We start from the raw sequence: 14,926 nt of genomic DNA, 5'->3' as shown, positions 1-14,926 counted from the left end.
GAATCAATTCTTTAATATGATTCGATATTATTTAACCCGAACCACAAAATAATTTTTCTTACCACTTTGCAACAACACAAATTGATTGTTGATTAAATCTTTGGTCGAAAGCACAAACTCTTCGGTTACTTTTTCTCGGTTTACCGAAATAGAATTGGCTGTTAAGGCTCTTCTAGCCTCACCATTCGATTTCAAAAATCCTGTTTTTTCGTTAAGAACGTCAACAATAGTAATTCCTGTTTCGATTTCAGATTTTGCAATTTCTGCTTGCGGAACTCCGTCAAAAACCTCTAGGAAAGTAGCTTCGTCTAATTGTTTCAAATCATCGGCAGTAGCATTACCGAAAAGAATCCCAGATGCTTTAATCGCATTTTCTAAATCGGCTGCAGAATGAACCATAACCGTAATTTCTTCAGCCAAACGTTTTTGTAACAAACGCAAATGTGGTGTTTCTCTATGTTTTATTGTTAAATCTTCAATTTCCTCTTTGGATAAAAAAGTAAAAATCTTGATGTATTTTTCGGCATCCAAATCGGAGGTATTCAACCAATATTGGTAAAATTTATAAGGCGAAGTTCTAGCGGCATCCAACCAAATGTTTCCTCCTTCGGATTTTCCGAATTTGGTCCCATCGGCTTTGGTAATTAACGGACAAGTTAATGCGTATGCTTTTCCGCTGGCAATTCTGCGGACTAATTCGGTTCCAGTGGTAATGTTTCCCCATTGATCGCTTCCTCCCATTTGCAACGTACAACTCTTGTCTTTGTACAAATGCAAAAAGTCGTATCCTTGAACTAATTGATATGTAAACTCCGTGAAAGACATTCCTTCTGCAGCTTCTGACGACAAGCGTTTCTTTACAGAATCTTTTGCCATCATATAATTTACAGTAATATGTTTTCCTACATCACGAATGAAATCCAAGAAAGAAAAATTCTTCATCCAGTCGTAATTATTCACTAACTCGGCTGCGTTTGGTGCATTGGAAGTAAAGTCTAAAAAGCGAGATAATTGCCCTTTTATGGCTTCTTGATTGTGACGCAAAGTAGCTTCATCCAGCAAATTTCTTTCGTTCGATTTTCCAGATGGATCACCAATCATGCCGGTTGCTCCGCCTACTAAAGCCAATGGTTTGTGTCCTGATAATTGAAAATGCTTCAACAACATTACACCAACCAAATGTCCGATATGCAATGAATCGGCAGTTGGGTCAATGCCCACATACGCCACACGCATTTGTTCCATCAAATGTTCTTCGGTTCCAGGCATAACATCGTGGAGCATTCCTCTCCAAGTCACTTCTTCAATAAAATTTTTCATCTTTTTTAATCAATTTCGGCAAAGATAAAATTTTAATGTTGATTCGGTTAATTGTTTATTGGGTTAGTTGAAAAAAAATCGTAATTCGTAACTCGTAATTCGTAAATTCGCAAGATGATTTTAGTCACAGGAGGAACAGGATTAGTTGGCGCACATTTATTACTTCATTTAATCGAAAATGAAGAGAAGGTTCGGGCTATTTATCGAAATATAGACTCCATTCAAAAGACAAAAAACCTTTTTGTACTTTACAAAAAAGAAGCTCTTTTCGAAAAAATAAATTGGATTCAAGCCGATATTATTGACGTTCCCTCTCTAGAAATTGCTTTCGAAAATGTAGATTATGTCTATCATTGTGCCGCTCTAATTTCATTCGACCCTAAAGACGAAGATTTACTCCGAAAAACCAATATTGAAGGCACAGCTAATATTGTCAATTTTTGTCTGGCAAATTCAGTAAAAAAACTTTGTCACATCAGTTCGATTGCCGCCTTGGGTGATTTAGCTGCAAACGAAAAAATTACTACCGAAGCAACCGAATGGAATCCTGAAAAATACCACAGCGATTATGCCATTTCGAAATATGGTGCCGAGATGGAAATTTGGCGTGGGCAACAAGAGGGTTTGAATACTGTGATTGTAAATCCAGGAATTATCATTGGCCCTGGTTTTTGGGAACAAGGAAGCGGATTGCTTTTTAAGAAAATAAAAAATGGTTTCTCTTTTTATACCAAAGGAACTACAGGAATTATTGCCGTTCCTGACGTAGTGCGTATTGCACGAGATTTGATGAATGGTAATTTTTCGAATGAGAAATTTATACTCATTTCTGAAAACATTGTGTTTCAAGACTTATTCAATACCATTGCTGATGCTTTGAAAGTAAAAAGACCTACTATTCATGCAAGTCCATTAGCAGTAACTATATCTTATAAAATCGATTGGTTTTTGTCGAATGTTTTAGGTCAAAAAAGAAAACTAGATCGTTATACTGCCCAGTCTTCCTATTCGAAAAACCAATATGCTAACGAAAAAATAAAAACGGCTATCTCAACTGATTTTTTAGAAATTCATCAGTATATTCAAGATATTTCGAAATTGTAAACCCGCTTTAATTCTTTATTTGAACTCGCCTCTTTTTTTCTTCTGCCACAATCTTTTTCAACGAATCCATTTCTTTTTTCATCTTTTGCTTAGCGGTCTCTCGTTTTGCTTTTTTGATAGAATCAGCCTCTTTTTTGAGCTTCAGTTTTTTGTTTTTCTTTACTAATAAGTCCGCTTTCTTTTTCTCGGCTTTGATGATGGTTTCGGTCAATATTTTTTCTTTTTCTAATCGAATTTTAACCTGCTCATACAACTTTTTATATGCTTTAAAATCGGCTGCATAATAGATGTTGCTTTGAGCGAATTGAACACTATCGATTTTGTGTTTTTTATAAATATAAGCGTTCGAATTATTTTTGAAAGAATCCAACAAGCTTGGATTTTGATTTCTCATTGCGTCCAGAACCGCCATATCATACATAATATTGACCATTTTTTCTTTTTCGATAAGACGATTGGGAACTTTTGCTATTTCCTTTTTACAACTCAAAAGGATAGCAAAAATTACTAAAAACGGCAATACTAATCTGATTTTCATGATTTTTATCTATTGAACAACAATCGTTTTCCAGCACGAATATCTTTTACTTTAAAGGCGGAATAAACCAATTGCCCATTAACAAATGTGTGCGTAATTCGAGATTTAAAAGTGAATCCTTCAAAGGGTGACCATCCACATTTGTAGAGAATATTTTCTTTTTTGACACTCCACGGCAAACCTGAATTGACAATTACTAAATCAGCATAATAGCCTTCTTTGATAAAGCCTCGTTTTTCGATTTTGAAAATTTTGGCTGGATTGTGACACATTTTCTCTACGATTTTCTCTACAGTAATTTTTCCTTGATGAAAGGCTTCAAACATAGCTACAACAGCGTGTTGCACTAATGGTCCTCCAGACGGAGCTTCGAGATAGGATTTCTTTTTTTCTTCAAGAGTATGTGGCGCGTGATCAGTAGCAATGACATCAATTCTACCATCTACTAAAGCTTCCCATAACACTTTTCGATCATTTTCTGTTTTTACAGCAGGATTCCATTTAATTAGATTTCCTTTGGTTGCATAATCATCATTGGTAAACCACAAATGATGCACACAAACTTCGGCAGTAATTTTCTTGTCTTCTAATGGAATTTTATTGGTAAAAAGCTCCATTTCTTTGGCTGTCGAAAGGTGGAAAATATGCAATCTTGCTCCAGTTCTTTTGGCAAGTGCAATGGCTTTGGATGAAGACAAATAACAAGCTTCCTCACTACGAATCAAGTGATGTGCCGTTACTGGAACTTGATCTCCATATTCGGCTTTGTATTTTTCTAAATTGTTTTTGATAGTCATTTCATCTTCGCAATGCACAGCAATTAGCATCGGAGTACTGGCAAAAATACGTTCTAAAATTACCTCGTTATCTACCAACATATTTCCTGTTGAGGAACCTAAAAATATTTTGATTCCCGCCACATTCTTTGGATTGGTTTTGAGCACTTCGTCCAAATTATCATTGGTTGCTCCCATCATAAACGAATAATTCGCAAAGGAATTATCGGCTGCTAATTGGTATTTTTCTTCTAAAAGAACTTGTGTTACCGCATTGGGAACCGTGTTGGGTTGCTCAATAAAAGAGGTAATTCCACCCGCAACAGCAGCTCTCGATTCGGATTCGATATCGCCTTTGTGCGTCAATCCTGGTTCTCTAAAATGTACTTGATCGTCAATGGCTCCGGGCATTAAATAATTGCCTTCGGCATCAATAATCTTGCATTCAGATGATTTGGCACTGATGCTTTCCGAAATTTCGACAATTAAGTCGTTTTCAATTAAAACATCGCCTTCAAAAATAGTTCCTTCGTTGACTATTTTGGCATTCTTGATTAAAACCCTATTCATTTTCTCTTTCGTTTGTCCTATTTATAAGGTGTTAAATAATTTTTTTAAACGGAGTATAATCACTCCTAAAACCGCTTCTTTAAAAATGGCACTGCTCATTTTGGACTGTCCTTTGGTTCTATCGGTAAAAATAATAGGAACTTCGGTGATATTAAATTTTTTGCAAAAAGTTCTGTATTTCATTTCTATTTGAAAAGCGTAACCTACGAATTTTATTTTATCCAATTCGATGGTTTCTAAAACGGTTCTTTTGTAACAAATAAATCCTGCAGTGGCATCGTGAATTTTCATTCCAGTTATAAATCGCACGTAAACTGATGCGTAATAAGACATCAATACACGAGCTAGAGGCCAATTGACCACATTTACTCCCGTTACATAACGAGAACCGATGGCTAAATCTGATCCTCCAAAATGGCAAGCATCGTATAATTTTTCTAAATCATTTGGATTATGAGAAAAATCGGCATCCATTTCGAAAACAAAATCATATTTGCGCTCCAATGCCCATTTGAAACCATGCACATAAGCGGTTCCTAAACCTAATTTTCCAGTTCTTTTTTCTAAAAACAATCTACCTTCAAATTCCGATTGTAGCACGGCTACTTTATCGGCTGTGTGGTCGGGAGAGTTGTCGTCTATGATAAGAACATGAAAAGGTTTGTGTTGGGAAAGCACTGCCCTAATAATGCTTTCGATGTTTTCAATTTCGTTATAGGTAGGAATTATAACAATACAATCGTTCATATTTTCGAATAATTTCAACGCAAAAGTAAACTTTTTATGCGATTTGATTCCAATGAAGATACTATTTGTTTTCAAAAGGAATGGCTATCGACGTTCTTGATGTATATTTGTATTTTTAAATCAGGTCAATTTAAGTATAAAAATATTAGCCACAAATTACACCAATTGTCACTAATTTTTTTAGAATTAAATTCAATTCCACGAATTCTACACGGTTTTAAAATTAATTCGTGGTGGGAAATTTAAAAGTAAATACCCTGATAAAAAAGGCAATAAAAAATTAGTAATTTTGCAAACTTATGGTGGATAACATACTTCATTTAAGGGTAATCGAAAACAAGGATTGGGCAACTGTCTTGTTTGTACTTTCATTTGCCGTGATTGCAATAACAAAATCAGCATTTGAAAGCAGATTTAGTGATTTTGCAAAACTAATTTACTCTGATAAATATACTAGTATCTACAAAGAAAGTAGCAACTTGAAAAGTGGCTTTACTATTTCTTTATTTTTTGTTCAAATCATCTCTCTGGCTTTTTTTATTCAACTTTCGTTTGCTACTTTCGGATTTGGATCAAAAACAGATTGGGTTTTACACATTCAAATCACTACGTTGTTGGTTTTCTTTATTTTATCTAAATTTTTAATCGAAAAAATTATTGGAACAGCCTTCGAAATGGAAGAATTTGTAGAGCAATTCAATTTGCATAAGCTTACTTTTAGAACTTATATGGGATTATTCATCCTGCCTGTTAATATTATTCTATTCTATTACGACTCCATTTCTAGAATTTTTTTGACAATTATTATCGTTATAGTTATAATAATCAATATTTTAACCTATTTAATTTCAATAAAAAATTATCAAAATATAATATTCAGTAAGTTGTTTTATTTTATTTTATATCTTTGCGCTCTCGAAATAGCACCTTATTATTTCATGTATTATTGGTTTACAAAAGGTATTACATAGAAAATGTCAAATTATGAAAGTGAAAACAATTTTGGTATCACAGCCTGAGCCTAAAGTGGAGAACTCTCCCTATTTTGAGCTACAACAAAAGCACAAAATAAAAGTTGATTTCAGACCTTTTATTCACGTAGAAGGTGTTAGCGCAAAAGAAATTAGACTTCAAAAAATTGATCTTAACAATTTTACGGCAATTATTTTAACCAGCAAAAATGCAGTGGATCACTTCTTTAGAGTAGCTGACGAAATGCGTTACAAAGTACCAGAAGGATTGAAATATTTCTGCCAGTCAGAAGCCATTGCTTTTTACCTACAAAAATATGTGGTGTATAGAAAACGTAAAATATACGTAGGACCAAAAGATTTTGCCGATTTGTCTCCTTTGATTAAAAAATACAAAGACGAAAAATTCTTATTACCCGCTTCAGATCAATTGAATGCCGATGCACCTGTAACTTTGAACGCCTTAAAAGTAGATTGGACACCAGCTGTTTTTTACAGAACTGTAATGAGTGATTTGTCTGATTTGGCGGATGTTTATTATGATGTTTTAGCTTTCTTTAGCCCAACTGGAATCAAATCATTGTTTATGAATTTTCCAGATTTCGAGCAAAACAACACCAGAATTGCTGTTTTTGGAAGTACCACTCAAAAAGAAGCTTTAGACAAAGGATTAAGAGTCGATATTATGGCTCCAACACCAGGAACACCTTCTATGACAATGGCTTTAGAAAAATATATTGCAGAAGCGAACAAAGGAAAATAAACTCCTAAATTCTAAAATATTTAAAATTCCAAACTCCAATTTACGATTGGAATTTGGAATTTTTTAGTTTTAGAATTTTTCTATTATCGTCTATTCATATAAATAGAAACGTAATACAATAAAGTAGCAATCGAACCTAAAGCAGCAACTACATAAGTTCTGGCAGCCCATTTCAAGGCATCTTTTGCTCCGGCTTGTTCCTGCTGTGTCAGCATTCTTTTGTTTTCTAGCCAAGCCAAAGCCCGATTACTCGCATCATATTCTACTGGCAATGTCACAATCGAAAACAAAGTTGTTGCAGCAAAAATTACGATTCCAATCAGTAAAAGACCTGGGAACGTTTTAATCATCAAAATACCCGCAAGCAAAATCCATTGCATATAATTAGAAGCCACATTGACGATTGGCACCAATTGCGAACGCAAAGTCAACATACTATAAGCCGTGGCGTGTTGCACTGCGTGACCACATTCGTGAGCCGCAACCGCAGCTGCTGCTGCATTTCGCTGATTGTAAACCGCCTCGCTTAAATTTACAGTTTTATCTGCAGGATTGTAATGATCTGTCAACTGACCCGGAGTCGATATTACTCTTACATCATAAATTCCGTGATCGGCAAGCATTTTCTCGGCGATTTCGCGTCCTGACATTCCATTTTGCAAATGCAGTTTCGAATAAAATTCAAATTTATTTTTTAGTGTAGAACTCACTAACCAACTTGCCAGCATAATAACACCAGCAAGAATTAAATAACTCATTCCCATATTTTTATTTTTTATGTTTCTTGTTTCAAAATAAGCATCAAATTGTGAACCAAATTTAGAAAATGCCAATTTGACATCCGTTAAATTGATGCTAAATTTATTCTTGCTATTTGTCACGCTGGAAACCTCTATAATAGATTGCTCTCGAATGTTGAGACGCTTTCAGCGTGACAAATTGGATTAAATAATTCTTGCCAATGAACAAACAAATAAGCACACACAATTTTGTCATTCCGTAGGAATCTCATGATACAATTGACTTGAAAAATAGATTCCTACGGAATGACAAACTAGGAGCAAAAAAAAACCAAACTCCAATTAACTACTGTTTTTGGAATTTGGAATTTTAGTATTTGAAACTAGATTTTTTAACCAACCAAATTAATAATCTTCCCTGGAACGATAATCACTTTATTTGGTGTTTTTCCATCCAATTGTTTTTGGGTTCTTTCGTCTTTCATTACGATTTCCTCGATTTGTTCTTTGGTTAAATCCAAAGGCAATGTGATAGTAAAACGCATTTTACCGTTGAAAGAAACCGGATATTCTTTCTCTGATTCTACCAAATGCTTTTCTTCAAAAACCGGGAATTCAACGGTTGAAATAGACCCTGAATTTCCTAATTGAGCCCACAATTCTTCGGCGATGTGTGGTGCATAAGGCGAAATCAAAATCGCTAATGGTTCTAAAATCGCACGAGAATGACAATTTTGCGCTGACAATTCATTTACACAAATCATAAACTGTGAAACCGAAGTGTTGAAAGAGAAACCTTCAATATCTTCTGCTACTTTTTTGATGGTTTTGTGTAATGATTTCAAGTTGTCTTTCGTTGGTTCGTCGTTGTTTACGATTAAACCATTTTCGTCAAAATACAAACGCCATAATTTTTTAAGGAAACCAAAAACTCCTGAAATTCCTGCCGTGTTCCAAGGTTTCGCTTGTTCCAATGGCCCTAAAAACATTTCATACAAACGCAAAGTATCAGCTCCGTATTCATTACAAATATCATCCGGAGTAACTACATTGTATTTCGATTTCGACATTTTTTCGACTTCGCGACCAACGATGTATTTGTCGTTTTCGAAAAGTTCTGCATTATAATTTACATCTCTCCACGCTTTAAATTTCTCAAAATCTAATTCATCAGAAGAATTAACCATCGAAACATCTACGTGTTGTTTTACTTTTTCAAATCTAAAAATATTTTTAGATGATTTATTTCTATCAATTTCAGCAGAAGATATTGAATTAGGGTATCTTTCTAATATCCATTTATCTAGTTCTTGATAATCATCTTTTTCAAAATCACTTTTCGAAACTAACAATAAAAATGAGTCTTTTACATCATCTGCAATAAGTTTTTTTCCTGCAGAGATACTAGATGGAGTATGATTACTAAATGTAACCCAGTATCCATACACAAAAGCACTCATCCCCAAAATCATTCCCTGATTAATCAGTTTTTTGAATGGTTCTTCTGTTGGTGCAAAACCTTTGTCTTTTAGGAATTTGTTCCAAAAACGGGAATACAATAAGTGACCTGTAGCGTGTTCGCTTCCGCCAATGTATAAATCCACGCTTTCCCAATATTTCAATGCTTCTTCGCTGGCAAATTCACCTTCGTTTTTGGCGTCCATATAACGCATCCAATACCACGAACTTCCCGCCCAACCCGGCATCGTGTTCAATTCAAGAGGAAATATTGTCACATTATCTACCAACTGCGTACTGACCACTGAACACTGCAAACTATCCCAAGCCCAAACAGAAGCATTTCCTAATGGAGGCAATCCGTCTTCGGTTGGCAAATATTTCTCTACTTCCGGCAACACGATTGGCAAATGTTTCGCATCAATCATTTGTGGTAAGCCATTCACATAATATACCGGAAAGGGTTCGCCCCAATATCTTTGGCGGGAGAAAACGGCATCACGCAAACGGTAATTGATTTTCCCTTTTCCCTGACCTATTTTTTCTAATTCTGCAATGACTTTCTTCGTTCCTTCTTTGTATCCCAATCCGTTTAAAAAATCAGAATCTACCAATTGAAAACCTTCTTTCGCTCCAAAAGCAGCTTCTGAAATATCTTTGTCAAAAATGTTTTTGATTTCGGGCATTCCGTTTTGACCTTTGAAGAAATTCGCAAAAGCATAATCCCTTTCATCGCCGCAAGGAACCGCCATAACAGCACCTGTTCCATAACCAGCCAAAACATAATCCCCAATCCAAACCGGAATGGGTTCTTTGGTAAACGGATGCTCTGCATAAGCTCCCGTGAAAACTCCCGAAATGGTTTTTACATCCGCCATACGCTCTCTTTCGGAACGTTTTGCGGTTTTTTCGATATAAGCTTCCACTTCTGCTTTTTGTTCAGGAGTTGTGATTTGAGAAACCAATTCGTGTTCCGGTGCCAATGTCATAAACGTAACTCCGAAAATAGTATCAGGTCTTGTAGTAAAAACTGAAATAGTTGATGGTTGTTGGTTGTTGGTTGACGGAAGCACATTGAAAGAAACCATTGCGCCAACTGATTTTCCAATCCAGTTTCTTTGCGATTCTTTTATTGATTCACTCCAGTCAATCGTGTCCAAACCTTGCAACAAACGTTCTGCATAAGCCGAAATTCGCATACTCCATTGGGTCATTTTCTTGCGGATAACCGGAAAACCACCACGTTCTGAAACGCCGTTTACGATTTCGTCATTTGCTAAAACCGTTCCCAATCCTGGACACCAGTTTACTTCAGTTTCTGCCAAATAGGTTAAACGGTATTGTAAAAGAATTTTTTGTTGTTCATCAGATGAAAATGCATTCCATTCGCTTGACGAAAAACCAATGATATTATCGTCGCAAACTGCATTTACATTCGCATTTCCTTCTGTTGCAAAAATGGAAACCAAAGTTGAAATATCTTCGGCTTTATCAGTATTTTTATTGTACCACGAATTGAATAATTGAATAAAAATCCACTGCGTGTGTTTGTAATAATCCGGATTCGAAGTACGTACTTCACGGCTCCAATCGAATGAAAATCCGATTTTGTCCAATTGTTTACGGTAACCCGCAATTTTATTTCCTTCTTTGTCCACGCCACCGTCAATATTCACCGAAGTCGTGTCTTCCGGACGCTGACCCGTTTGAATCGCATACTGCTCAGCCGGCAATCCAAAACTGTCGTAACCCATTGGGTGCAAAACATTGAATCCGCGATGTCTTTTGTATCTCGAATACACATCCGAAGCGATGTAACCCAGCGGATGTCCCACGTGCAATCCCGCTCCCGACGGATAAGGAAACATATCCAAAACATAATATTTTGGTTTTTCGGAGTTGTTTTCAGCTGAAAAAGTTTGGTTTTCTGCCCAATGTTTTTGCCATTTGGCTTCTATTTCGTTCGGATTGTATTTCATTTTAAATATTATATTTAACTCTTTCAGGATTTTGAATCCTAAAATGGCTTTAAAAAATTGAGTGGCAAATTTACATTTATTGTACGAAAGTTGAAAGTTTGGGCGTTATTAACTTTAAATAAAGAAATTGTTTGTTATTTTTACGGCATAATTACAATAAACTATGGCTTCTAACTTTGATAAATTTCAAAAACGCAGGTTAATTTCCTCTTATTTCTCGGTAGTATTAAGTGTATTTCTGGTGCTGTTTTTACTAGGATTACTTGGCTTTTTCATTATTAATTCTAAAAAACTGGCTGACGATTTCAAAGAAGAAATTGCAATGACCGTCTTTTTTAAAAATGAAGCCAAAGACACTACTCTTACTGCTTTCGGAAAAGAACTCAAAACTGCTCGTTTTGCAAAATCATTTGTTTATGTGACCAAAGAAGCGGCAGCAAAACAGCATACCGACATTATTGGCGAAGATTTCATGACCTTCTTGGGCGAAAATCCTTTGCAAAACTCTTATGATATTCATTTGAAAGCCGATTATGTAGTTCGCGACAGCATCGCAAAAATTGAAAGTAATTTGCGCAAAAACGCTATGATTTCCGATATTGTTTACGACAAACAATTGGTGAATTTGGTCAATGATAATATCAAAAAAGTGAGTATGTGGATTTTAATCACCAGTGGATTCTTGACATTCATTGCTGTTTTATTAATCAATAGTTCCTTACGTTTGTCTATTCATTCCCATCGTTTTACGATTAAAACCATGCAAATGGTAGGCGCTACCAAAGCGTTTATCAGAAAACCATTTATAGTAAGAAGTGTTCGATTAGGAATGATAGGTTCAGGTTTGGCTATAATAGCACTCATTGGCGTTTTGATTTATATCCAAACTAACTTTCCTGGTTTAGGAATTCTTGATAACAAAGTGCTTGTAGCATTAGTTTTGCTATCCGTTTTTGGAATAGGCGTTTTGATTACTTGGTTAAGTACTTATTTTGCAACACAACGATTTTTGAATTTAAGAACAGACGATTTATACTAGTGTTCAGTAGCAGTGTTCAGTAAAAAAATAAAAACAAAATGAAAAACGAAGAACAAAAACCCGAATTCCTTTTTGAAAAAGTAAACTACAAAATTCTATTGATTGGAATTGCTGTGATAACCCTTGGATTTATACTAATGTCAGGTGGCGGAAGCGAAGATCCTAATGTTTTTAACGAAGATATCTTCAACTTTAGAAGAATCCGTTTGGCACCAACAACCGTTCTGATTGGTTTTGGAATCACCATTTATGCTATACTTAAAAATCCTAAAAAATAGTTTGCAGTGTTCCGTATTTAGTTAGCAATAGACTGAATACTGAACACTGAATACTGAATACTTTTTCAAAAATGAATACATTACAAGCTATCGTCCTTGCTATTATTGAAGGAATTACAGAGTTTTTGCCCGTTTCTTCAACAGGACACATGATTATCGCTTCTTCCTTTTTTGGAATTGCAAACGAAGATTTCACCAAACTTTTTACGATTGTCATTCAATTAGGAGCAATCTTGTCGGTGGTTATTTTGTATTTCAAACGCTTTTTTCAATCTTTTGATTTTTATTTCAAATTAATAGTCGCTTTTATTCCCGCTGTGGTTCTCGGATTATTATTGAGTGATTTTATCGATTCTTTGTTAGAAAATCCTGTTACAGTTGCCATTTCGTTATTGATTGGTGGAATTATTTTATTGAAGGTTGACGAATGGTTCAACAATCCAAACACATCTGAAACCGCTCAAGAAATCACTTATCTTCAAGCTTTCAAAATTGGAATGTTTCAATGTTTGGCTATGATTCCAGGAGTTTCAAGAAGTGGCGCTTCGATTGTGGGTGGAATGTCACAAAATTTATCTCGCACAACTGCTGCCGAATTTTCGTTTTTCCTAGCGGTTCCAACAATGCTTGGAGCAACGGCAAAAAAATGTTACGATTATTATAAAGATGGATTCGTACTTTCTGACGATCAAATCAACTTATTGATTATTGGTAATGTAGTAGCTTTTATCGTGGCACTTTTGGCCATTAAAAGTTTCATCGGATTTTTGACTAAAAACGGGTTTAAAGTTTTTGGTTACTACAGAATCATTGCAGGGATTGTATTGTTGGCAATTCATTATTTTATTCATCCATTGACCATCATTTAATGACGACGGAAGAGTATTTAAACGGACAAATTTTATTGATAGACAAACCTTTACATTGGAGTTCGTTTCAAGCAGTCAATAAATTAAAATACGCTTTGATCAATAAAGCGGGATTGCCTAAAAAATTCAAAATAGGACATGCTGGCACTTTAGACCCATTGGCTTCTGGGTTATTACTAATTTGCACCGGGAAATTTACCAAAAGAATTTCGGAACTTCAAGGTCAAGCCAAAGAATACACTGGAACTTTCTACATTGGAGCTACAACTCCATCCTATGATTTAGAAACTGAAATTGATCAGACTTTCGATACTTCACACATTAACGAAACCTTAATTCACGAAACGGTAAAACAATTTTTGGGTGAAATAGACCAAAAACCACCCATTTTTTCGGCTATAAAAAAAGATGGTGTTCGTTTATATGAACATGCTCGTGCTGGAGAAGAAGTTGAAATAGCCAGCCGAAAAACCACCATCCACGAATTCGAAATCACTCGAATTGCAATGCCTGAAATCGATTTTAGAGTAGTTTGCAGCAAAGGAACCTACATCCGATCCTTGGCTTACGATTTTGGTAAAGCACTGAATTCAGGTTCGCACTTAACAGCACTTCGCCGAACAAAAATTGGCAATTATAATGTAAATGATGCCATAGACGTCACTTTATTTGAACAAAGTTTAGCAGACTAAAATTCACATTATAATGCCAACATATTGTGAAGCTTATACCAATCATTTTTTATGATTAATAATGGCTCATGCTTTTACCACCAAATAATAGTGAAGAAATAGCATCGTAGAATTTTTCGAATAGATTTTTTAAATTTTTCATTTGGCTGTTTTTTAATTGTGAAACAATAGTAAACACCAATAAAAAAAGTAAATCAAAGGATAGATTTGGTTGGGATTACTAATTTACAAAAAAATACAATTAAACAATAAAATTAGGCATATTTTTTTGGTATTAAGCTTAAAATCAAATCACTATTCGAAAATCATTTCTATTTCAAAAGAATGAATTCAGGGTATTCACTTTTAAAACAAAAGAAACATTAAGTACCAAAATACACCGCAGATTCGCAGATTTTCACAGCATAAATCAGATTAAATTAACGCAGATTTTTAAATTAGCGAAATAAAACAGCTCTTTTCATTTTTAAAATCTGCGAATCTGCGGTATAATTTTAAAAGCGAATGCCGTGGAATGAATTAGTATTATAACTATCTTTTTTTTTTAGTATCTTTATATTTGAAAAATTTTTAGATTCAAAAAACAAAATGCCTTTTCAAATGAAAACGAAAAACGAAAACTCTAAAAACCTTGCCACTCCAGGCAAACCAATGTCTCAAAAAAAATTCGCTTCTTTGATTAAAGAAGCCGAAGAAGGGACGTTTTTAAACGAAAAAGAGTTTTTAAATCGATTTGAGAAATGGAGACAAGAAAGAAAGAAGTAGTTCGTTCGGTCTTTTATTTTGAAGACATCATAGGGATTTTTGAGTATGGAGAAGCAATTTTTGGAGAAAAAGCAACATTGTCTTTTTTTGAAGACTTATTAATAATTGTACGTAATCTTGAATCGAACTATTTCCTCCATCCGGAATGCCGACATCTAGAAACCAAATCTAAAATATACCGCAACATCATTTTGGGTTCTTACCTAATTATTTACAGAATTACACCTCATCGAATAGAAGTTTTGAGAGCTTTCCACGGAAGCAGATCCCCTAAGTACATTCAAAAAACTCGAAAAATAAAGATAGATTAATTCATT

General features: G+C 34.8%; 15 protein-coding genes. 9 read left to right on the top strand and 6 right to left on the bottom strand.

Going from position 1 to position 14,926, the window contains the following annotated elements; all coding sequences use genetic code 11:
• Positions 1 to 27: 27 nt before the first annotated feature.
• The gene (gene tyrS / locus OZP15_RS02465) at positions 28 to 1,320 is read right to left on the bottom strand and encodes a tyrosine--tRNA ligase (protein ID WP_269226919.1); all 1,293 of its coding nucleotides are present in this window, start codon (positions 1,318 to 1,320) and stop codon (positions 28 to 30) included.
• A 114-nt stretch (positions 1,321 to 1,434) separates the two neighbouring features.
• Between tyrS and OZP15_RS02460 the strand changes: the two genes are divergently transcribed.
• The gene (locus OZP15_RS02460) at positions 1,435 to 2,424 is read left to right on the top strand and encodes an NAD-dependent epimerase/dehydratase family protein (RefSeq protein ID WP_281336911.1); all 990 of its coding nucleotides are present in this window, start codon (positions 1,435 to 1,437) and stop codon (positions 2,422 to 2,424) included.
• Between the two features lie 7 nt (positions 2,425 to 2,431).
• On the opposite strand, the gene OZP15_RS02455 is transcribed toward OZP15_RS02460, so the two are convergent.
• The 3 genes from OZP15_RS02455 to OZP15_RS02445 are packed head-to-tail and all read right to left on the bottom strand — an operon-like array spanning position 2,432 to position 5,055.
• On the bottom strand, positions 2,432 to 2,962 hold the full coding sequence (locus tag OZP15_RS02455; protein ID WP_269226917.1) for a DUF4296 domain-containing protein: 531 nt from the start codon (positions 2,960 to 2,962) through the stop codon (positions 2,432 to 2,434).
• 5 nt (positions 2,963 to 2,967) lie between these two features.
• The gene (locus tag OZP15_RS02450; protein WP_281336910.1) at positions 2,968 to 4,308 is read right to left on the bottom strand and encodes a dihydroorotase; all 1,341 of its coding nucleotides are present in this window, start codon (positions 4,306 to 4,308) and stop codon (positions 2,968 to 2,970) included.
• 21 nt (positions 4,309 to 4,329) lie between these two features.
• Entirely contained in the window at positions 4,330 to 5,055 is a 726-nt protein-coding gene (locus OZP15_RS02445; protein ID WP_269227855.1) for a polyprenol monophosphomannose synthase, read from the bottom strand.
• A 299-nt stretch (positions 5,056 to 5,354) separates the two neighbouring features.
• Here OZP15_RS02445 and OZP15_RS02440 point away from each other — a divergent pair, with 299 nt between their 5' ends.
• Entirely contained in the window at positions 5,355 to 6,026 is a 672-nt protein-coding gene (locus OZP15_RS02440; RefSeq protein ID WP_269226916.1) for a DUF4271 domain-containing protein, read from the top strand.
• 13 nt (positions 6,027 to 6,039) lie between these two features.
• Positions 6,040 to 6,789 (top strand): uroporphyrinogen-III synthase, encoded by a 750-nt coding sequence (locus tag OZP15_RS02435; protein WP_281336909.1) that lies wholly within the window; start codon positions 6,040 to 6,042, stop codon positions 6,787 to 6,789.
• Between the two features lie 83 nt (positions 6,790 to 6,872).
• On the opposite strand, the gene OZP15_RS02430 is transcribed toward OZP15_RS02435, so the two are convergent.
• Together OZP15_RS02430 and OZP15_RS02425 are read right to left on the bottom strand one after the other, a co-directional pair.
• A complete protein-coding gene (locus OZP15_RS02430) occupies positions 6,873 to 7,553 on the bottom strand; it encodes a zinc metallopeptidase (RefSeq protein ID WP_269227854.1) in 681 nt (226 codons plus the stop codon).
• A gap of 368 nt (positions 7,554 to 7,921) precedes the next feature.
• Complete coding sequence (locus tag OZP15_RS02425; RefSeq protein ID WP_281336908.1) at positions 7,922 to 10,966, bottom strand: leucine--tRNA ligase; 3,045 nt, start codon at positions 10,964 to 10,966, stop codon at positions 7,922 to 7,924.
• A 163-nt stretch (positions 10,967 to 11,129) separates the two neighbouring features.
• Here OZP15_RS02425 and OZP15_RS02420 point away from each other — a divergent pair, with 163 nt between their 5' ends.
• From OZP15_RS02420 to OZP15_RS02395, 6 genes are all read left to right on the top strand, one after another.
• Positions 11,130 to 12,005 carry a cell division protein FtsX gene (locus OZP15_RS02420; RefSeq protein ID WP_269226915.1) on the top strand — a complete coding sequence of 292 codons (876 nt, stop codon included), beginning with the start codon at positions 11,130 to 11,132 and terminating at the stop codon, positions 12,003 to 12,005.
• A 38-nt stretch (positions 12,006 to 12,043) separates the two neighbouring features.
• A complete protein-coding gene (locus tag OZP15_RS02415) occupies positions 12,044 to 12,283 on the top strand; it encodes a DUF3098 domain-containing protein (protein WP_269226914.1) in 240 nt (79 codons plus the stop codon).
• A 71-nt stretch (positions 12,284 to 12,354) separates the two neighbouring features.
• Positions 12,355 to 13,152, top strand: coding sequence for an undecaprenyl-diphosphate phosphatase (locus OZP15_RS02410; protein WP_269226913.1), 798 nt, complete (start codon positions 12,355 to 12,357; stop codon positions 13,150 to 13,152).
• The gene (gene truB, locus OZP15_RS02405; protein WP_269226912.1) at positions 13,152 to 13,844 is read left to right on the top strand and encodes a tRNA pseudouridine(55) synthase TruB; all 693 of its coding nucleotides are present in this window, start codon (positions 13,152 to 13,154) and stop codon (positions 13,842 to 13,844) included. The genes OZP15_RS02410 and truB overlap by 1 nt, the downstream gene beginning before the upstream one ends.
• Positions 13,845 to 14,444: 600 nt before the next feature.
• Positions 14,445 to 14,609, top strand: a complete 165-nt coding sequence (locus tag OZP15_RS02400; RefSeq protein WP_281336907.1) for a hypothetical protein — start codon at positions 14,445 to 14,447, stop codon at positions 14,607 to 14,609.
• Positions 14,585 to 14,920, top strand: coding sequence for a type II toxin-antitoxin system RelE/ParE family toxin (locus OZP15_RS02395; RefSeq protein WP_281336906.1), 336 nt, complete (start codon positions 14,585 to 14,587; stop codon positions 14,918 to 14,920). The genes OZP15_RS02400 and OZP15_RS02395 overlap by 25 nt, the downstream gene beginning before the upstream one ends.
• Positions 14,921 to 14,926: the final 6 nt, after the last annotated feature.

Origin of the sequence: Flavobacterium eburneipallidum, assembly GCF_027111355.2 — a bacterium.
Classification (GTDB): domain Bacteria; phylum Bacteroidota; class Bacteroidia; order Flavobacteriales; family Flavobacteriaceae; genus Flavobacterium; species Flavobacterium eburneipallidum.
This window is presented reverse-complemented; position numbering and strand designations above follow the sequence as displayed.

Coding starts and splice junctions, on each gene's coding strand:
- tyrS (WP_269226919.1), bottom strand. CDS start 1,320: ATGAAAAATTTTATTGAAGAAGTGACTTGGAGAGGAATGCTCCACGAT.
- OZP15_RS02460 (WP_281336911.1), top strand. CDS start 1,435: ATGATTTTAGTCACAGGAGGAACAGGATTAGTTGGCGCACATTTATTA.
- OZP15_RS02455 (WP_269226917.1), bottom strand. CDS start 2,962: ATGAAAATCAGATTAGTATTGCCGTTTTTAGTAATTTTTGCTATCCTT.
- OZP15_RS02450 (WP_281336910.1), bottom strand. CDS start 4,308: ATGAATAGGGTTTTAATCAAGAATGCCAAAATAGTCAACGAAGGAACT.
- OZP15_RS02445 (WP_269227855.1), bottom strand. CDS start 5,055: ATGAACGATTGTATTGTTATAATTCCTACCTATAACGAAATTGAAAAC.
- OZP15_RS02440 (WP_269226916.1), top strand. CDS start 5,355: ATGGTGGATAACATACTTCATTTAAGGGTAATCGAAAACAAGGATTGG.
- OZP15_RS02435 (WP_281336909.1), top strand. CDS start 6,040: ATGAAAGTGAAAACAATTTTGGTATCACAGCCTGAGCCTAAAGTGGAG.
- OZP15_RS02430 (WP_269227854.1), bottom strand. CDS start 7,553: ATGGGAATGAGTTATTTAATTCTTGCTGGTGTTATTATGCTGGCAAGT.
- OZP15_RS02425 (WP_281336908.1), bottom strand. CDS start 10,966: ATGAAATACAATCCGAACGAAATAGAAGCCAAATGGCAAAAACATTGG.
- OZP15_RS02420 (WP_269226915.1), top strand. CDS start 11,130: ATGGCTTCTAACTTTGATAAATTTCAAAAACGCAGGTTAATTTCCTCT.
- OZP15_RS02415 (WP_269226914.1), top strand. CDS start 12,044: ATGAAAAACGAAGAACAAAAACCCGAATTCCTTTTTGAAAAAGTAAAC.
- OZP15_RS02410 (WP_269226913.1), top strand. CDS start 12,355: ATGAATACATTACAAGCTATCGTCCTTGCTATTATTGAAGGAATTACA.
- truB (WP_269226912.1), top strand. CDS start 13,152: ATGACGACGGAAGAGTATTTAAACGGACAAATTTTATTGATAGACAAA.
- OZP15_RS02400 (WP_281336907.1), top strand. CDS start 14,445: ATGAAAACGAAAAACGAAAACTCTAAAAACCTTGCCACTCCAGGCAAA.
- OZP15_RS02395 (WP_281336906.1), top strand. CDS start 14,585: ATGGAGACAAGAAAGAAAGAAGTAGTTCGTTCGGTCTTTTATTTTGAA.